This is a genomic window from Pseudomonas sp. W22_MBD1_FP4 (assembly GCF_052113765.1).
Taxonomy (GTDB): domain Bacteria; phylum Pseudomonadota; class Gammaproteobacteria; order Pseudomonadales; family Pseudomonadaceae; genus Aquipseudomonas; species Aquipseudomonas sivasensis.
This window is the reverse complement of the sequence record NZ_JBGQOI010000001.1, coordinates 603,396-621,875: the sequence shown is the minus strand read 5'-3', so window position 1 is coordinate 621,875 and position 18,480 is coordinate 603,396. Positions and strand designations below refer to the sequence as shown.

The window sequence follows — 18,480 nt, the reverse complement described above, 5'->3', positions numbered from 1 at the left end:
CCACACTTCCTAAAGACCAACACATAACCCTGTGGTGAGCGGGCTTGCCCCGCGCTGGGCTGCGAAGCAGCCCCAAAACCTGCCAACGCGGTTTTACTAAGAAATCACGGCGGTCTTAGTGGGGCCGCTCCGCAGCCCAGCGCGGGGCAAGCCCGCTCACCACAAGAGCGTCGTTTTCTCAGGTTATGTCTTCACCACAGATGTGTAGATGCCCACGGCCATTGCAGCATGGCCATCTCCACACTTCCTAAAGACCAACACATAACCCTGTGGTGAGCGGGCTTGCCCCGCGCTGGGCTGCGAAGCAGCCCCAAAGCCTGCCAACGCGGTTTTACTAAGAAATCACGGCGGTCTTATTGGGGCCGCTCTGCAGCCCGGCGCGGGCGGTGCGACGATTCGATAAGCCCGCTCCCAGCGTTGATAAATGTGCTTGCCAACCCTCAGGACTTGAAGCGTCCCACCAACCCATTGAGCTCATCCGACAAATTCGACAAGCGCCCCGAGTCGTCCTGCGCTGAGTTGGCCAGGCTTTCCACCAGGCGCGCTTCGTCGTAGATCTGCTGGATATGCCGGTTGATTTCTTCGGCCACGCTGTGTTGTTCCTCGGCGGCGGCGGAGATTTGCAGGTTCTGGTCGCGGATCTCGTTGACCGACAACTGGATGCCTTCAAAGCTGTCCCGCGCGCTTTCAATGGACGACACACTGGCCCGTGACAGGTCCAGGCAACTGCCCATTTTTTGCGTGACTTCCTGGGTCTTGTTTTCCAGGGTGCCCAGCAGGTTTTCGATTTCGCCGGTGGAGTCGGAGGTGCGCTTGGCCAGCGCCCGTACTTCATCGGCCACTACCGCAAAACCACGACCCTGATCACCGGCGCGGGCTGCTTCGATGGCGGCGTTGAGCGCCAGCAGGTTGGTCTGTTCGGCAATCGCGCGGATGGTGCCGATGATCTGGTTGATGCTGCGGCTGCCGGCTTCGAGTTCGACCATGGCGTCGGACGACTCGGTCAGACGGCGGCCTAGGCGGTTGACGTTATCGGTGGTGACTTCGATCTGTTGCTTGCCCTCGGCCACACGGCGATGGCCGTTCTCCGCCGACTCTGCCGCGCTGCTGCAGGAGCGCGCGACTTCGTTAGCGGTGGCGACCATTTCGTTGAATGCGGTGGACACCAGTTCCACGGCCTCACGCTGGCGCCCGGCGGCTTCGTTCATGTTGTGCGCCACTTCGCTGTTGACCTTGGAGGCGTTGTGCAAATTGGCCGAGGCCGCGCCGATGTGCTGGATCAATTGGCGGATGGCGGCGAGGAACTTGTTGAACCAGCCAGCGAGTTCAGCGGTTTCATCCTTGCCCTGCACGTGCAGTTCGTGGCGCAGGTCGCCTTCACCCTCGGCAATCGACTGCAAACCGGTACTGACCTGGCCGATGGGCTTGACGATCACTTTGGAAAACGCCGCCGCGAGCACGCCGAAGATCAGCACCAGCACGCCGACGATGACGGCGGTGAGGTAGGTCATGCGCGTGGCTTCGGCCATGACTTCGCGGTGTTCGATCAGGCCGATATAGCGCCAGCCCAGGCCGGGAGAGGTCCACACGTTGGCCATGTAGCGCACGCCGTTGATTTCCACTTCGGTAGAACCCTGGGGTGTCTCGGCCAAGTGCGCATAGGCGGCACCCAACTCCTTGAGCGGCTTGAAGCTGTGGGCGGCGTCGCGCGGGTCGACCAGCACCACACCGTCCTCGATCAGCATTACATAGCCGCTTTCGCCGAGCTTGATGCTCTTGACCAACTCGGTGAGGTTCTTCAGCGACACGCTGACCACGAACACCCCCTTGGCCTTGCCGGCGTTATCCAGCAATGCCCGCGCGGTGCCCACCAGGGCCACGTCGTCTTTGTCGTAATAGTACGCCGGGGTGCGTACGGTCTTGCCGGGGCTGGCCATCGCGGCTTTGTACCAGGGGCGTGTGCGTGGATCGTATTTAGCCAGTTGTGGATCATCGGGCCATTTGACGTAGGTGCCGTCTTCCAGGCCGATGGACAGGATGGCCGCCGCCGGATGGGTGGCGCCAAACCGGGCGAATCGGTCGATCACCTCTTGCGCGGCCGCAGGCATCGGTTGGCTGGCAGCGTCGGCGGGTTGGTAATTCTTGAGGGTGTTGACGGAGGTGTATACAGGATCCGTGGCCATTTGATCGACGTTCTGCAGCGTGCCGTCGAAGAACTGACGGATATTGCCATCGATCTGGCGGATTTCGCGGGTGCTGCCGTCAATGAACTGATCGACCGCCTGGGTCCGCGTGTTCATGACAGAGATCACCGCCACCAGGCTGACCGGGATAAACGCGACAGAGACAAACGCCAGTACAAGCTTATTTTTTATTTTCATCGAGACGACCATCAGCACGGAGGGTGGTGAAACCGTCGCGTTCTGCACCCGCAGCGCGGCGATTTGCTATCACCGTTGTTTCGGCTAGATGCCGGCAAATCTTTAGGGTTTTTTGTACACAATACAATCGGTGATTGTTCTGTATCCAATCAGTAGACATCACGCAGATAACGCTTCTGCTCACTCAGTTGGCGCCAGTACTCCACGGCGTCCTCTACGCCCAGTCCGCCGTGGGTATTTGCGACCTGGCGCAGTGCCTGGTCAACGTCCTTGGCCATATGGCGGGCATCCCCGCAGATGTACAGCTTGGCGCCGTCCTGCAACCAGCGCCACAGCTCGGCGCCGTGTTCGCGGATGCGGTCCTGCACGTAGATCTTCTGCGCTTGGTCGCGGGAAAACGCCAGGCTCAGATGGGTGAGCAGGCCGTCGCGCTGCATGCCTTGCAGTTCGTCCTGGTAATAAAAATCGCTGGCGGCGTACTGCTCGCCAAAAAACAGCCAGTTACGGCCCTGATGCCCCAGGGCCCGACGCTCCTGCAAGAACGCACGGAACGGCGCCACACCGGTGCCGGGACCGATCATGATCATCGGCACATCGCCGTCGTTGGGCGTGCGGAAGTGTTTGGACGGCTGCACAAACACCGGCACTTCGCCGTCGCCGACGCGGTCGGCGAGGAAGGTGGAGGACACGCCTTTGCGCTTGCCATAACGCACGGCGGCCACCGTCAGGTGCACTTCGTGGGGATGGGCCTTGGCACTGGAGGCAATCGAATACAGACGCGGTTGCAGACGTTTGAGGGTGCCCAGTAGCTCGTCCGCCGAGCAGTCGATGGGATATTGCTGCAACACATCCGTGAGCTGTCGGCCCCATAGCCAGTCTTTGAGTTCAGCCTTGCGCTCGGGCCGCAGCAGTTGTTCCAGGCCCGGATTGGCACTGCGCTCGGCAATAAAGGCCAGGGTCTCGCTGCCAGGACGGGCGATCTCGAAGTGCTGGGTCAGCGCCTGTTGCAGCGATACCTCACCAAAGGTGTCGATGTTTACCGAGGCGCTAGGGCTCAGGTGGGTCAGCTCCAGCAGTTCGCTCACCAGTTCCGGGCAGTTGCGCGGCCGCACGCCGAGGGCGTCTCCGGCTTCGTAGGTCAGGCCGGAGTCCGCCAGGTCCAGGGCGAATTGGCGAGTTTCCTTGTGGGCGTTCTGGGGGTTCAGGTGCCGGTTGAGCAGCAGGCGTGATTGATGCAGTTTGGTTTTGCCGGCGGGTGTGGCGGCCAGTGTGACGGGCTTTGCCGGGTTGAGGGTTTGCTGCAACTTCGTCAGCCAGGCATCGGCGCGTTCTTCGAATTCGGTATCGCAGTCGACGCGTTCCAGCAGGCGCGTCGCCCCCAGTTCCACTAGGCGCTGATCAAGCCTTTTGCCGTGCCTGCAAAACTGGTCGTAATTCGGATCACCCAGGGCCAGTACGGCAAAGCGCAGGGACTCCAGGCGCGTGTCGACGGTGCTGAGGCTGTGCCAGAAACCTTCGCCATTGTCCGGTGGGTCGCCGTCGCCAAAGGTGCTGCTGATCAGCGCCAGGTTCTGGGTACTCGCCAGTTTGCTCGTCGGGAAGTCCGCCATGGCGCTCAGTTCCACGCTGATGCCCGCTTCGCGCAGGCGTTTGGCGAAGCGCTCGGCCAGGGCTTCGGCGTTGCCGGTCTGCGAGGCCCACAACAGGGTGACGTCCGGGGAGGGGAGTGGTGCAGCGCCTGTGCGACTGAACAAACCACCGAGCAACCCGTCCAGCCATAAGCGGGTGTCCTGGGCCAATGGCGCGCTTGCCGGCATCACCGGGACGCCAGCGTCCTGCCGCGCGGCGCTGGAGTGCAGGCCACTGAGGAAGCCGGCGAGGTAGGTGCGTTCACTGTCGCTCAGTGACGGCGCCGGCCTGTTACGGATACCGGTGAGATCAGCGAAGGCGTCAAGGCGCGACATGGTGAGGTCCTCCGGAAGGTCATGGGAAGTGGGCGCCGGTTGGTCGAGGAATTGATGGTCGATCAGCTCGACTCGGGCCAGCGCGACCGCGCAGCACTTGAACTCGGGCTGCAGGGAAGTCGGGTCGACGGCATCGTTGGTCACCGCATTGATCGCCAGGTGCTCGCCAAACACATCGTTCCAGTGGAAGGGCGCAAAGCAGTTGCCGGGCCGCACGCGGTCAGTGATCACCGCAGGCAGCACGGCACGCCCGCGCAAGGAGCGCACCTCCACCGGATCCTTGGCCGTGATGCCGAGGCGCGCGGCATCGTCGGGATGGATCTCCACGAACGGGCCGGGGTTGAGTTTGTTCAGGGTGGCGACTTTGCCGGTCTTGGTCAGGGTGTGCCACTGGTGCTGCAGGCGGCCGGTGTTGAGCACGAAAGGGAAGCATTCGTCGGGCATTTCCGCAGGCGGCATATGGGGGCGCGGGAAGAATTGGCCTTTGCCGCTGTCGGTGGCGAATCTGAGCGTGCCGGTATTCAGGTAGCGGATCGGGTTTCGGTCTGCGCCGTCGGCTGAAGGGCAAGGCCATTGCAACGGTTGTTCACGCAGGCGCGCATGGCTGGCGCCGCGCATGTCATAGCCGGTCTTGGGGTTCCAGGCGCGTTTGATTTCTTCGAAAACGTCGGCGGCGCTGGCATACGTGAACGCGTCGGCAAAGCCCATTTCACAGGCGACCCGGGCGATGATCTGCCAGTCCGGCAAGGTTTCACCGGGTGCATCGACGGCCTTTTGCATCAGGGTCAGGTTGCGCTCGGAATTAATCATCACCCCTTCGGCCTCGGCCCACAGCGCGCCGGGCAGCAGGATGTCGGCGTAGCGGTTGGTCTCGGTGTCGAGGTAGGCGTCCTGGGTGATCACCAGTTCTGCTGTGCGCAAACCGTCGATAGCGGTCTGGCGATTGGGCACGCTGGCCACCGGGTTGGTGCAGATGATCCAGCAGGCTTTGATCTGCCCGGCGGCCATCTGTTCGAACATCGCCACGGTGCCGTTGCCGGCTTGGCGCGGCAGGTGGCCAGGCGGGATTTGCCAGAGGTCTTCGATAAATGTGCGGTCGGCGTCGACCATGACCGAGCGCTGTCCTGGCAGGCCCGGGCCCATGTAGCCCATTTCGCGGCCGCCCATGGCATTGGGTTGGCCGGTGAGGGAAAACGGCCCGCTGCCGGGGCGGCAAATCGCGCCGGTGGCCAGGTGCAGGTTGCACAGGGCGTTGGTGTTCCAGGTGCCGTGGGTGCTTTGGTTGAGCCCCATGGTCCAGCAGCTCATCCACTCGGCGGCCTGGCCGATCCAGTCGGCGGCTTGGCGGATATCCGCTTCGGCCAAACCCGTGATGGCAGCGACGCTGTGCGGCGGGTAGTCCTCAAGAAAACCGGGCATAACCTCCCAACCTTCGGTGAACGTGGCGATAAAGCCGGGGTCGGTGTGGCCGTTTTTCACCAGCAGGTGCAGCAGGCCATTGAGCAGCGCGAGGTCGGTGCCGGGTTTGATCGGCAGGTACAGATCAGCTTTGTCGGCGGTGGCGCTGCGCCGGGGGTCGACCACGATCAGCTTCGCCCCGGCCTTGACCCGGTCCATCATGCGCAGGAACAAAATCGGATGACAGTCAGCCATATTGGCGCCGATCACGAAGAACAGGTCGGCGCGGTCAAAGTCTTCATAGGAACCCGGTGGCCCGTCGGAACCGAGGGACAGCTTGTAGCCGCTGCCGGCACTGGCCATGCACAACCGCGAGTTGGATTCGATATTGCGGGTGCGCACAAACCCCTTGGCCAATTTGTTGATCAGGTACTGCGCCTCCAGGGACATTTGTCCGGACACGTAGAACGCCAACGCATCGGGGCCGTCACGGTCGAGGATATGGCGCAAACGGCCGGCGGTTTCGCTGATGGCGGTGTCCATGGCGACCCGCACCGGGTCGTGATCGCGCTGCTCACGCAGGTAAGCGTTTTCCATGCGCCCGGACTCGGCGATGGCTTGGCCGCACGTAGTGCCTTTGGTGCACAGGCGGCCAACGTTGGTGGGGTGGGCCTTGTCGCCGATCACCTTGACCACCTTATTGTTTTCCACTTGCATCACGATGCCGCAGCCGACGCCACAATAAGGACACACGCTACGTACGCTTTGGTTTGCCATCCGTCACCCTCTAAACTTTTTTACCCGCCAACAAAAAAGCGCCCTGCAACCCTCCGTTTGGAAACGGGGGTTGCACGGCGCCTTTGTCGTGAATGGGCAATCAGCGTTGACTGCTTTATGCAGGTGTTCCTAGCAAGTCACGCGCCAGGTTTTTTCAAACGCTGCAATGGGTGCTTTTTTGTGAAGAACCGGGTTGTTCTGGTGAGCTGGCTGTTGGGGTGTGCGGGCTAGTCGAATCGTCGCACCGCCCGCGCTGGGCTGCGAAGCAGCCCCAACACTCATCAGCCTGGAAATTGATGATGCAAGTGCGCCTTTTTGATGCAACACGCACCAGTTGGATGCGCAATCCACGCTGTTCAGGCAACGCGAGGGGACTGCAGCGGCGCCACGTACGGCTCCGCGGCCGATTGGCACAGAGCCTGCAAGCTCCCCGTCAACCCCACTCGGTCAACGACGATCGACAGGCCATTGAGGTCATGGGCATAAAGCGATGGATCCGGCGAAGTCGTCCGAACAGATCCCGCATAAGAACAGGCAAAGACGCCTGGAACCGCAAGGTTTCAGGCGTTTTTTTTTGCTTTTTAAACCGTGATGAATGTTGTCAGGTGCTGATATGAACAAACCGATGAAAACCCTGATCGTCGTTGGCAATGGCATGGTCGGTCACCATTGTGTGGCGCAACTGATCGAGCGCGGCGCGCTGCAACACTACCACCTGCATGTGTTCAGCGAAGAGCCGATGCGCGCCTATGACCGTGTGCACCTGTCCGAGTATTTCACGGGCCGCGATGCCGAGTCGTTGGCACTTTCCGAGGCGTCGCTGTACCAGACGCCGGGAGTGACGTTGCACCTGGGCGTGCCGGTGCTGGAGATCGACCGCGTTCGCCGTGAGGTGATCACGGCTCAGGGCTGCGTGGCCTACGACACATTGGTCCTGGCCACCGGCTCCTATCCGTTCGTGCCGCCGATCGAAGGCGCCGAAGGGGATTCGCGGTTGGTGTATCGCACCTTGCACGACCTTGATGCCATCCGTGCAGCGGCAGCCAATGCCCGACGTGGTGTGGTGGTGGGCGGTGGCCTGCTGGGCCTGGAAGCCGCCAACGCCCTGAAAAGCTTGGGCCTGGAAGCCCATGTGGTGGAGTTCGCACCGCGCTTGATGCCAGTGCAGTTGGATGATTTCGGCGGCCTGGCGCTCAAGGCCCAGATCGAACGGCTGGGCGTCGGCGTGCACCTGTCCCGTGCCACGCAGTCGATCAGCGCTGGCGAGCAATACCGCTATCGCATGAACTTTGCCAACGACGAATTCCTCGAAACCGACCTTATCGTGTTCTCCGCCGGCATCCGCGCACAGGACGCCCTGGCGCGCCAGGCTGGCCTGGAGATTGGTCCGCGTGGCGGGGTGGTGATCAACGATGAATGCTTGAGTTGCGACCCGCACATCTACGCGATTGGCGAGTGCGCGTCGTGGAACGGCAGCCTGTTCGGCCTGGTCGCACCGGGGTACCAGATGGCCCGTGGGGTAGCCGCATTGTTATGCGGCCAGGTCGCCGAGCCCTTTGTCGGTGCCGACATGTCCACCAAGCTCAAACTGCTCGGCGTGGACGTGGGTTCCATCGGCGATGCCCATGCCCACACGCCGGGTGCGCGCAGCTATCAGTTCATCGACGAGGCCAGCGCCAGTTACCGGCGCCTGGTGGTGGACGCATCGGGCAAGCATGTGATCGGCGCAGTGCTGGTTGGCGACAACAGCTACTACGACACGTTGCTGCAATACACGCAGAACGCGATTGCACTGCCTGCGGAACCGGCCAGCCTGATCCTGCCGTCGTCCGCCGGTGCACCGACCCTCGGCCCAGGCGCGTTGCCGGAATCGGCCACGGTGTGTTCCTGCCACAACGTGACCAAAGGCGCGATTTGCTCGGCCATCGACGGCGGTTGCAGCGACCTCGGCCTGCTCAAATCCCAGACCAAGGCTTGCACCGGTTGCGGCGGTTGCGCGGGCTTGCTCAAGCAAGTGTTTGAACACGAGTTGATTGCCCGTGGCGTCAGCGTCGACAAGAGCCTTTGCGAACACTTCGCCTACACCCGTCAGGAGCTCTATGCCCTGGTGCGTGTGGAAGCGGTGACCACCTTCGAAGAACTGCTGGCCAAACACGGCCGTGGCCACACCGGTTGCGACGTGTGCAAACCGGCGGTGGGTTCGATCCTGGCGTCGTGCTGGAACCAGCCAATCATGGACGCCTCGTTGGTGCCGTTGCAGGACACCAACGACACGTTCATGGCCAACATGCAGAAGAACGGCACCTACTCGGTGGTGCCACGGATTCCCGGTGGTGAAATCACGGCCGACAAGCTGATCGTGATCGGTGAAGTGGCGAAGAAATACGACCTCTACACCAAGATCACCGGCGGCCAGCGCATCGACTTGTTTGGCGCGCAGTTGCATGAACTGCCGGATATCTGGGCCGAGCTGATCGCCGCTGGCTTTGAGACCGGGCACGCGTATGGCAAATCCACGCGTACGGTGAAGTCCTGCGTGGGCAGCACTTGGTGCCGCTACGGCGTGCAGGACAGCGTGAAGATGGCGCTGCTGATCGAGGATCGCTACAAGGGCCTGCGTTCGCCGCACAAACTCAAGTTCGCGGTGTCCGGCTGCACCCGTGAATGCGCCGAAGCCCAGAGCAAGGACGTGGGCGTGATCGCCACCGAGAAGGGCTGGAACCTTTACATCGCGGGCAACGGCGGCATGCGTCCGCGCCATGCCGAACTGTTCGCTACTGACCTCGACGACGCCACGTTGATCCAGTACATCGACCGCTTCCTGATGTTCTACATCCGCACCGCCGACAAACTGCAACGTACCTCTGTGTGGCGCGAAAGCCTGGAAGGTGGCCTGGATTTCCTCAAAGACGTAATCCTGCACGACAGCCTCGGCCTGGGCGCGGAGCTGGAGGCGCAGATGCAGCTGGTCGTCGACCGCTACGAATGCGAGTGGGCCAACGCCCTCAAAGATCCGGAAAAACTCAAGCGCTTCCGCACCTTCGTCAACGACAAACGCCCCGACCCGGACATCCACTTTGTCCAGGAACGCGGCCAGCGCCGGCCGATCATGGCCACCGAACTCAACCTGATTCCCGTCATCGAGGAGATTGCCTGATGAGCCAGCCTGACACTCAGCACCACCTGTCCACCTGGAAAGGGGTGTGCAGTGAGCAAGACCTGGTGAGCAACTCCGGCGTAGTGGTGTGGTTGGACGGCGCTCAAGTGGCGCTGTTCTACCTGCCGGGTGCGCAGGAGCAGACGCTGTTCGCCATCGACAACCATGACCCCGAGTCGGGGGCGAATGTAATTGGCCGTGGATTGGTCGGCAGTATCAAGGGCGATTTGGTGGTGGCTGCGCCGATCTATAAGCAGCATTACCGCTTGCAGGACGGCCAGTGCCTGGAGTCGCCGCACCAGCGATTGCAGGTGTGGCCGGTGCGATTGAATGAGGGCGTGGTGGAACTCGCAGTGAGCTGATCGACCTCGGTCCAAGTGTGGGAGGGGGCTTGCTCCCGATGGCGGTGTGTTAGTCAATATCGGTATGGCTGAACCACTGCTATCGGGAGCAAGCCCCCTCCCACATAAAACTGCTTCGCAGCTGAGAAATCCTACTGCTCTTTGCTGCAATCACGCGGGGTAATGCCTTTCTCCTTCGCGTACTGCGCCGCCGAGGCTTCGATGATCGGCCGCAGCAGCGCGCGGTCGGCTTGTACCCAATCGCTGATCAGGTTCCAGCGCTGGCCATCCCACTGCTGGAAGCGTACCGCGCCGCCGCCTTCATGGTCGGCGCAGGACAGTTTCAGCGGTTGCACCAGGCCTTTTGCGCCCAGGGCCTGAAGACGTGCATCGTCCAAGTTCAGGTGTTCGAAACCCCAGCGTACTTGTTCGCCAGTGAGGGGCTGGTGGCCGTATTTTTCCTGGGCCAGGCGCACGGCTTCGACGTTGAGAATGCCGTTCACCACACCGAGGTTGTAGTACACCGTGCCGAAGCGCTTCGGATCGGCCAGGTTGCCTTTGCCCGCGTCCACCACGCTTTGCTTGATGCCTTGCAGCACTGGGAAATCGGTGCCGGACGGGTGGGTGGTAATAGAGATAAAACCCTTGGCTGCGTTGCCGGCCGGCAACACGTCTTCTTCCGAGTTGCTCCAGATATTGCCGATGATGTGATCAGCCGGGTAACCGACTTTTTGCGCAGATTTGAGCGCCACCGGGTTCATCACGCCCCAGCCGCGCAGGATCACCCAGTCCGGCTTGAGACGGCGAATGTTCAGCCACTGCGATTGTTGCTCGTTGCCAGGGTGTGGCACTTCCAGCAGGGTCAATTCGAAGCCGGAATTTTTGGCCAGGGTTTCCAGTACCCCGTTGGTTTCCTTGCCGTACGGCGAGCCGTGGTAGAGCACGGCGATTTTCTTGCCCTTGAGTTTGTCGGCACCGCCTTCGCGCTGGCCGATGTAGTTGATGATCGCCGAGACTTCCGAATACGGGTTGAGCTGCAACGGGAACACGTAGGGGAAGACGCTGCCGTCGGTGGAGTCGGTGCGTCCGTGGTTGATGGTGATCAGCGGTAGTTTGTCGGCGGTCGAGCGATCCAGCGTGGCGTAGGCGATGCCCACCGACAGCGGGTTGGTGGCCGCTGCTGGCGCACCGTTGAGACCGCCCTTGAGGCGCTCGTAGCATTCGACGCCTTTTTCCACAACGTACTCGGTCTCGCATTCGCTCCAGGTCAACTTGACGCCGTTCACGCCGCCGTTGGCGTTGATGTATTGCAGGTAGTCGATAAACCCACCGAAGAAACCGGTGCCACCGGCGGCATAGGGCCCGACCCGATAGCTTTGCAACGGAAAGTATTGTTCGTTGGCGGCCTGGACGGTGCCCGTGAGCGTGGCGGTGATCAAGGCCAGGCCCAAGGCCAGGCGGCGCAGCGGTGCGGGGTGTCTCATGGAGGCAGTTCCTCGGGGTTCAGCTCGGGGGTTAGTAAGTTAGTAACGCAGCGGCCATACCCTGGCCCGTTGACGAAAGCGCTGCCACAGTCGGGCCAGCCCCTCCGGTTCCTTGATCAGGAAGGTGATGATCAGTGCACCGAACAGCATCTTCTGAAGGTTTTCCAGCTGGCCGGCGTCCATCAATCCGGCCGGCAGCAACGCGAAGAGGTTGCCCAGCAGGATCGGGAACAACACGATGAAGGCCGCGCCGAGGACGTTGCCGAGCACACTGCCCAGACCGCCGATAATGATGATGAAGAGCACCTGAAATGAGCGGCTCAGGTCGAAGCCGTGCGGCTCCACCGTGCCCAGGTAGGCGAAGGCCCACAATGAGCCCGCGACGCCCAGGTAGAAGCCGCTGATGGCAAACGCCAGCAGCTTGGCCTTGAGCAGTCGAATGCCGATCACGGCGGCGGCGGTGTCCATGTCTCGCACGGCCATCCAGTTGCGGCCCAGCTCACTGCGCACCAGGTTTTTACCGAGCCAGAACAGCGCCACGACCACGCTGAGGGTCAGCAGGTAGCGGCCACACGGCGAGCTGAAATCAACCCCAGCGATCAGCAATGGCGGTGAGGTGATTACGCCGGACGCGTTGTCGTTGGTAAACCAGCTGAAGCGGGTCAGTACCCACTCCACCACGAACTGGGCGGCCAGGGTCGCTACCAACAGGTAAAAGCCCTTGATGCGCAGGCTCGGCAGACCGAAGAACACCGCCACCAGCGCAGCGATCACGCCGCCCAGGCCAAAGCTCACCAGCAGCGGCAAACCGGGTACGCGCAATTGCAGGTTGTAGGCGGCAAATGCGCCCACCGCCATGAACGCCGCCGAGCCCAGAGAGAGTTGCCCGGCGTAGCCAGTCAGCAGGTTCAGGCCGAGGCCGGCCAGGGACAGCACCAGCAGCGGCACGAGGATCGCGCTGAACCAGTAGTCGTTGCCCAGCCACGGCATCACCACAAAGGCAAAGCCCAGCAGTAGCCACAGTGCGATGCGGTCCTGGCGCAGGCGAAAGGTGCGGCGCTCGGCCGCGTAGGAGGTACTGATTTGACCGACTTCTTGATACAGCATGCAGGCATTTCCTCAAAAAACGATCAGACCCGTTCGATGGCGCGCTCGCCGAACAACCCGGCAGGGCGCACCAGCAAGAACAGCAAGGCAAGGACGTAAGGCACCCAGTTTTCAATGCCGCTGCCGATGATCGGGCCGAGGTAGATCTCGGCGATTTTTTCGCTCGCGCCGATGATCAAGCCGCCGACAATCGCGCCGCCGATGGACGAAAATCCGCCGATGATCAGCACCGGCAATGCCTTGAGTACCACCAGCGATAACGAGAATTGCACCCCCAATCGCGCGCCCCAAAGCAACCCGGCCACCAGCCCGACAAACCCCGCCACGGCCCACACCAGGGCCCAGATGCGCGGCAGGCGAATGCCCACCGCCATGGACGCCAGCGGGTCGTCTGCGACTGCACGCAGCGACAGGCCGATACGGGTTTTGTTGAACAGCAATGACAGGGCGAGCACCAACGCGGCGGCGGTGCCGGCAGCGAACAGGTCGAACTGCGAGAGCAGCATGCCGCGGATTTCCAGCGGCTCGTCGGCAATGCCCAAATCCAGGCCATGCACCTGCGCACCCCAGAGGAATTGCGCGAAGCCTTCGATCATGTAGGACAGCCCAAGGGTGGCCATGAACAGGATGATCGGCGGGCGATTGACCAGGGGCCGCAGCACCACTTTCTCGATCAGCAGCGCAAGCACCACCATGCTCACCAGGGTCAGCAAAAACGCGAAGACAAACGGAAAGCCGCGCTCCAGCAGGCTGACAAAGGTCAGTGCGGCGAACAGCACCATGGCGCCCTGGGCGAAGTTGAAGACGCCCGAGGCTTTGTAGATCAGCACAAAACCGATCGCCACCAGGGAATACATCACGCCCGCCAACAGGCCGCCGATCAGCACCTCAAAGAAAAATTCCATGCTCAAGTTCCCAGATAGGCGGCGATGACATCGGGGTTGGCGCGCACTTGCTCGGGCGTGCCGTCGCCGATCTTGCGGCCGTAGTCGAGCACCACTACGTGGTCGCACAAGCCCATGACCACACCGATATCGTGCTCGATCAGCACCACGGTGGTGCCGAACTCGCGGTTGATGTCGCGGATGAATTGGCTCATCTGGGCTTTCTCCTGAGCGTTCATACCGGCCATGGGCTCATCCAGCAGCAACAGGGTCGGCTCGGACGCCAGGGCGCGGGCCAGTTCGACACGCTTTTGCAGGCCATAGGGCAGGGTGCCCACCAGCACGTGTCGCCAGGGATGGATCTGCAAAAACGCGATGACTTTTTCGGCGTGCAGGCGGTGCGCGTCATCCTCGCGCGGGGCTCGGCCCAGGCGCAGCATCTGCTCGATCCAGTTGCTGCGGCGCTTGAGGTTGCGCCCGGTGAGCACGTTGTCGAGCACGCTCATGCCCTTGAACAGCGCGATGTTCTGGAAGGTTCGCGCAATCCCGCCTTCGGCCGCCTGATGCGCGCGCATGCGCCGTCGGGTGTGGCCGGCGTAGTGGATGCTGCCGCTTTGGGGGTGGTAAACGCCGTTGATCACATTGAGCAGCGAACTCTTGCCGGCGCCGTTAGGGCCGATCAGCCCGCAGATGTCCCCGGCCTTGACGTCGAAACTGATGGAGGTGATGGCCTTGATGCCCTTGAACGACAGGGTAATGTCATCGAGCCGCAGTAAGACCGCTTGAGTGGTTGCATGCATGGTTGGGCTCGTCAGACAGCGTGAGGCAGTCGTTGGTCGGCGGGTTGGTGTTGGGGCGCTGGCTCTTGCCAACGGCCGGGATCGATGCCCAGGGCGGTAAAGAACGCCGCACTGTCCGGGCTCAACGCTGGCCCTACCAGCAAGGGCACGCGCAAGCGGCTCATGCCCAGCACATCGAGCAATGGTCGACGCACCAGCCAGTGGCCCAGCCAGCGGCGAATGATCGATGGGGTTGGCTGCATCGCCCAGCGGTACAGGCGATGACTGAATGTGCCCGGCAGCGGCAGGCGCTCACGAGCCCACTGTTCCAGACGGCCGTAGGATTCACGGGTGCCCAGCACCAAGGTTGGGCCCAGCTCGCGGCGGTCGGTGTCCCGGGTGGCCAGGGCTTCGGGGAAGTTCAGGCGAAAACCAGCGTGCAGCCAGGGCGCCAGCAAGTAGCGCGCCTGCCCGCTGGCGGCGAAAACCCGCGCGGCCAGGGCTTCCTCATTGGCGTCGAGGTGTTCGCGGGCCACCAAAGTGCGCGCGTCCATGAGCAACTGCCCGTGGGTCAATTGCACGCAGGTATCGGCGTGGAACACAAAGGCGAGGGCAGTTGACTGAGCGGCGCACGCCGGGGCAGGGAGGTCCGTGCGCAAGTCCGCATAAGCGACCAAGTGGGGGCCTTTGTGTTGATCCAGACCGCGCCCATCGAGGTACACCACCACACCGGGCCCACTGATTGACGGAATCGCCTCGGCGTTTTCGGCGAGAACAAATGTCGGCCGCAGTTGCACCAGCAGCGCACGATTGTCGCGCTCGGGATCGAGCAGCGTGACACTCCCCCCCAACCACTGCGCGGCCAGTGCCAGCAGCAAGGCTTCGGGGCGCGCTTGACTGATGATCAGCAGATCATCGTCAGGCCCGAAGTCCCGCTGGTGAAGGGCTGCGGCGAGTTGGCGTATGTCGTCTGCCAGCTCGCTCCAACGTCGCTCTTGCCAGATGCCCAGGCGCTTGTAACGCAAGGCAATCGCCGACCCTCGGGTGTGGGCTTGATGCAGCAGCGCCTGGGGCAGTGTCTGGGGCATGGGTGTGTCCTTTGGGTCGATGCAAAGGTGATTGCACGCGCCATGCCAGGGGGATAAATGCTTTTATTTCAAAGGGATACGTTTAATTTTAAAAAGGAGAGCCTGTTTGGATTCAGCACAAGCTGTGCAACTGCTGTTGGTGGGGCAACAGGCGTTTCCTCAGGTGGCCTGTCAGGTAACTCCCTTGGACTGTTCCCGTTGCTGAAAAGCAGGGGGCAAGCGTTAAAATGCCGCCCGCATCTTGCCCCCATCAAGGACCCTACATGCCACTGATCACGGAACGCGTAGCCCTGGCCCGCATCGGCGCCAATGAGAAGGTTATCTGCCGCATGGCCTCGGGCTGGGCGGTGATGGGGGATGTGCAGTTTCTGCCGGGCTACTGCCTGCTGCTGCCCGATCCGGTGGTCGCGAGTTTGAACGACCTGGATACCGAAGCCCGCGCGACTTACCTGCTGGACATGGCGCGCCTCGGTGATGCGGTGTTGCACGCCACCGACGCCCAGCGCATGAATTACGAAATCCTGGGCAACTCCGAGCCTGAGTTGCACTGCCATATATTCCCGCGCTACGCCTCGGAACCCGACGACAAGTGCCGGATGCCGGCATGGTTTTATGACTGGAAGAATGCTGTGCCTTATGCCGAAGAGGTGCATGGGGATTTGCGCAAGGCCATCGAGCGGTTGCTGCGTCAACCCAGTTGAGAGGCGAGAGCGTGCAGCCGCATTGGCGCCAACTTTTATTAACTTTCGCGTGAAGAGTGCACTTAGAAATATGAATCTACTCGATCCGTTGACTGGAACAGAACCGTTGACTCAATCGGGGAGACCCATAGAACCTGGGTTTCTAACGGCTTTCTGGGGCTGGGGTTTTTCAGCATTGGATAACCCCCTGCTACGAGGTTATCTGGCAGAGTTTTTGGTGTATCGGGCGCTGTTCAACATGCCTACTCCCGATTTCCAGGTACCCACATCGCATTTTTCAACCAAGATGGAAGGCGATGTTCATGACCTCGTGTTTTTCATGAATGATGAAAAATTCACTATTCAAGTTAAATCGAAAGACTCCTATAGCAAATCTCAGGTGTTCGATACCTCCTTCGCTGAAGGATTCGATTGTGTCTCCAATAGTCCGCTGCCCGCTGAGCATTGGTCAGACTTTTACATCTTCGCTTATCTGGCACTGGATAATAAAAAGTGTCAGGAGAACGAGCGTCTTCATGATAAGTGGAACCCCAATCCATCTCGTGCACTGCCGAGGGAGAAAGCGCGGTTCAAGCTCAATAAGCAGGCGTTGGTGAAATCGGTGTTGGAACTCGATAACTGGAGCTTCTACATTCTTGACCGAGAGCAATTACGTGGGCAGAAAAGCATCAACTTGAACAAGCTGCGCAGTAAGGTCAATAAGGGGGAAGCTGTGTGGGTACAGCATGGCGGTATTGCAGATGCGTTGGTGGATTTCGCCCTCGAACGGCACGCTAAACGCTGCGATGAAATGCTTTAGGTACCCTTCGCTCGTGGGGTACGTCACATAGCCGCCAGCGAAACCGCTACACTGCCGCCCCCGAATTTCAGCAAGGATGCTTTGAATGCGTTCGCTCGTCAGCGCTGTGCTCCTCTCCATGACCCTGGCGGCCCCGGCCATGGCCGAGCCTCGTTCGTTCTCGGTCAATGACCCGAGCGGCAAATACCTGGTCGAAGTGTTGTTCCCGCAGGTGCCGCAGGACTTGCAGTACCTGGCGCGAGCCCTGATCACGGTACGCGACGCAACTACCCTCGAAATCCTCCAGCAATTGCAGACTCCGGACGCCCAGGTGCCGCTGGACCAGAATGGTAAAACCGTCGACTGGCGTTTGATGGGCGAGAACGGCGTGGTCTACTTTGCCGACATCAATCAGGATGGCCGCCAGGACTTGGCGATCCGCAATGGCACCGGCGCGGATAAAGACTTCCAGTCCAGTTACGATGTGTACCTGCAAGACCCGCACAAGACGCAGTGGGTGCTCAACGGCCCCCTGACCGATCTTGCGAACGAAACCTCCGGCGGTATGTTTTCAGTCAATCCCAAGGACGGCGTTATCCATTCGCAGACCGACCAGGGTTGCTGCTGGACCCGCGCCAGCCGCTATCAGATGCGCGACGGTGAGTTGGTGAGGCTCAGCGCGTACACCCAGGCCCAAGTGCCTGCGACGGACGATGACGCCAACAACAGCATGCCCAGCGGCTACATGCTGCGCACCACCGGTGAGTGGAAGGACGGCCAGTGGCTGGAAACCCCAAGGCTCGAAGGGCCGGTCAATGAGGATCCTGAGTTCCTGGCCGGCACCCTCAACGGCAAGATCCCGGTGCAACTCTGGTACCAGCAACAGGGCGCGGTGTTGATTGGTGAATTGCGCTACACCAAAAGCGGCAGCGGCAAGCCAATCAAGCTGGTAGGCGAGTTGGGTGAATACGGCGACCAGTCGTTTGTCTACCTGCACGAATATGCCGACGATGGTCATCAAACCGGCATCTGGCGAATCACGCGGGAAACCGTCGAGCCCTATGCTTACTCCGGCACGTGGGTCAGTGGCGCCCAGGGTGACAAGCCAGAGTTGCAAATCCAACTGCATCGCGAGGACCGTGAGCCTGAGTACAAGAAACTCGGTGACGTTGCCCGCGATCAGCGTGACGGTCACTACCAGATGCGCAACGACTTCCTCGACCGTGACGGCGACCTGGACCTGAAGATCCTCCCCGACCGCGATGCCCAGGGCCGCGAAGTGGCGGAGTACACCGTAACGCTCAAGGAAACCGGTACCGACAAGGTCATCGTCAGCGCGCACCACAGCGTGCCGATGGAAACCGAAAACCTGATTATCGTGCGCGAGCCGTTGGCGACCCGGCGCGCCGGCCCGTATCACATTCAACTGGTGAAGGGTTTTGCGGTGATCAACCACAACTCGGCGCCGGACTTTCCGGATTACTTCACGGGGATGTATCGCAAGCAACAGCCTGGACAAACCCAGTGACTGCCCCAATCAGACCGGCCCCATAGAAATGCGCCTGGCGTTACAGCCTGCTCGCGGGCTGAGCGCCACGATATTCATCCCGGTGCAAGCGAGGCCGCCCAGCTGGCGGGCGG

12 protein-coding genes and 1 pseudogene are annotated in these 18,480 nt (G+C 61.4%); 5 read left to right on the top strand and 8 right to left on the bottom strand.

The annotated features are described in order from the left end of the window. Positions 1–440: 440 nt before the first annotated feature. From ACEN2T_RS02875 to ACEN2T_RS02865, 3 genes and pseudogenes are all read right to left on the bottom strand, one after another. Positions 441–1,208, bottom strand: coding sequence for a methyl-accepting chemotaxis protein (locus tag ACEN2T_RS02875; protein ID WP_371260683.1), 768 nt, complete (start codon positions 1,206–1,208; stop codon positions 441–443). Positions 1,209–1,295: 87 nt separating this feature from the next. After that, positions 1,296–2,300, bottom strand: a pseudogene (locus ACEN2T_RS02870) (cache domain-containing protein); the annotation flags it as partial. Positions 2,301–2,530: 230 nt separating this feature from the next. Then, the gene (locus ACEN2T_RS02865; RefSeq protein WP_442116274.1) at positions 2,531–6,520 is read right to left on the bottom strand and encodes a molybdopterin-dependent oxidoreductase; all 3,990 of its coding nucleotides are present in this window, start codon (positions 6,518–6,520) and stop codon (positions 2,531–2,533) included. Between the two features lie 613 nt (positions 6,521–7,133). Between ACEN2T_RS02865 and nirB the strand changes: the two genes are divergently transcribed. Together nirB and nirD are read left to right on the top strand one after the other, a co-directional pair. Continuing rightward, a complete protein-coding gene (gene nirB, locus ACEN2T_RS02860; protein ID WP_442116273.1) occupies positions 7,134–9,677 on the top strand; it encodes a nitrite reductase large subunit NirB in 2,544 nt (847 codons plus the stop codon). Next, positions 9,677–10,039, top strand: coding sequence for a nitrite reductase small subunit NirD (nirD, locus tag ACEN2T_RS02855; RefSeq protein ID WP_099602330.1), 363 nt, complete (start codon positions 9,677–9,679; stop codon positions 10,037–10,039). The genes nirB and nirD overlap by 1 nt, the downstream gene beginning before the upstream one ends. Before the next feature lie 131 nt (positions 10,040–10,170). Here nirD and ACEN2T_RS02850 read toward each other — a convergent pair whose 3' ends face one another. The 5 genes from ACEN2T_RS02850 to ACEN2T_RS02830 are packed head-to-tail and all read right to left on the bottom strand — an operon-like array spanning position 10,171 to position 15,360. After that, complete coding sequence (locus ACEN2T_RS02850; RefSeq protein WP_181643536.1) at positions 10,171–11,502, bottom strand: ABC transporter substrate-binding protein; 1,332 nt, start codon at positions 11,500–11,502, stop codon at positions 10,171–10,173. 39 nt (positions 11,503–11,541) lie between these two features. Continuing rightward, positions 11,542–12,609 carry a branched-chain amino acid ABC transporter permease gene (locus ACEN2T_RS02845; protein ID WP_095184622.1) on the bottom strand — a complete coding sequence of 356 codons (1,068 nt, stop codon included), beginning with the start codon at positions 12,607–12,609 and terminating at the stop codon, positions 11,542–11,544. Between the two features lie 23 nt (positions 12,610–12,632). Further along, positions 12,633–13,514: a branched-chain amino acid ABC transporter permease gene (locus ACEN2T_RS02840; RefSeq protein WP_032885303.1), complete on the bottom strand. Its 882-nt coding sequence runs from the start codon at positions 13,512–13,514 to the stop codon at positions 12,633–12,635. Between the two features lie 2 nt (positions 13,515–13,516). Beyond that, entirely contained in the window at positions 13,517–14,293 is a 777-nt protein-coding gene (locus ACEN2T_RS02835; protein ID WP_442116272.1) for an ABC transporter ATP-binding protein, read from the bottom strand. Between the two features lie 11 nt (positions 14,294–14,304). Then, positions 14,305–15,360, bottom strand: a complete 1,056-nt coding sequence (locus tag ACEN2T_RS02830; protein ID WP_442116271.1) for an AMP-binding protein — start codon at positions 15,358–15,360, stop codon at positions 14,305–14,307. Positions 15,361–15,623: 263 nt separating this feature from the next. Between ACEN2T_RS02830 and ACEN2T_RS02825 the strand changes: the two genes are divergently transcribed. The 3 genes from ACEN2T_RS02825 (at position 15,624) to ACEN2T_RS02815 (ending at position 18,367) form a co-directional block, all read left to right on the top strand. Continuing rightward, positions 15,624–16,061, top strand: a complete 438-nt coding sequence (locus ACEN2T_RS02825) for an HIT family protein (RefSeq protein ID WP_442116270.1) — start codon at positions 15,624–15,626, stop codon at positions 16,059–16,061. A 70-nt stretch (positions 16,062–16,131) separates the two neighbouring features. Beyond that, a complete protein-coding gene (locus tag ACEN2T_RS02820) occupies positions 16,132–16,860 on the top strand; it encodes a hypothetical protein (RefSeq protein WP_442116269.1) in 729 nt (242 codons plus the stop codon). Positions 16,861–16,945: 85 nt separating this feature from the next. Next, complete coding sequence (locus tag ACEN2T_RS02815; RefSeq protein ID WP_442116268.1) at positions 16,946–18,367, top strand: XAC2610-related protein; 1,422 nt, start codon at positions 16,946–16,948, stop codon at positions 18,365–18,367. The last annotated feature ends 113 nt before the right edge of the window (positions 18,368–18,480 follow it).

Coding starts and splice junctions, on each gene's coding strand:
- ACEN2T_RS02875 (WP_371260683.1), bottom strand. CDS start 1,208: ATGAACGAAGCCGCCGGGCGCCAGCGTGAGGCCGTGGAACTGGTGTCC.
- ACEN2T_RS02865 (WP_442116274.1), bottom strand. CDS start 6,520: ATGGCAAACCAAAGCGTACGTAGCGTGTGTCCTTATTGTGGCGTCGGC.
- nirB (WP_442116273.1), top strand. CDS start 7,134: ATGAACAAACCGATGAAAACCCTGATCGTCGTTGGCAATGGCATGGTC.
- nirD (WP_099602330.1), top strand. CDS start 9,677: ATGAGCCAGCCTGACACTCAGCACCACCTGTCCACCTGGAAAGGGGTG.
- ACEN2T_RS02850 (WP_181643536.1), bottom strand. CDS start 11,502: ATGAGACACCCCGCACCGCTGCGCCGCCTGGCCTTGGGCCTGGCCTTG.
- ACEN2T_RS02845 (WP_095184622.1), bottom strand. CDS start 12,609: ATGCTGTATCAAGAAGTCGGTCAAATCAGTACCTCCTACGCGGCCGAG.
- ACEN2T_RS02840 (WP_032885303.1), bottom strand. CDS start 13,514: ATGGAATTTTTCTTTGAGGTGCTGATCGGCGGCCTGTTGGCGGGCGTG.
- ACEN2T_RS02835 (WP_442116272.1), bottom strand. CDS start 14,293: ATGCATGCAACCACTCAAGCGGTCTTACTGCGGCTCGATGACATTACC.
- ACEN2T_RS02830 (WP_442116271.1), bottom strand. CDS start 15,360: ATGCCCCAGACACTGCCCCAGGCGCTGCTGCATCAAGCCCACACCCGA.
- ACEN2T_RS02825 (WP_442116270.1), top strand. CDS start 15,624: ATGCCACTGATCACGGAACGCGTAGCCCTGGCCCGCATCGGCGCCAAT.
- ACEN2T_RS02820 (WP_442116269.1), top strand. CDS start 16,132: ATGAATCTACTCGATCCGTTGACTGGAACAGAACCGTTGACTCAATCG.
- ACEN2T_RS02815 (WP_442116268.1), top strand. CDS start 16,946: ATGCGTTCGCTCGTCAGCGCTGTGCTCCTCTCCATGACCCTGGCGGCC.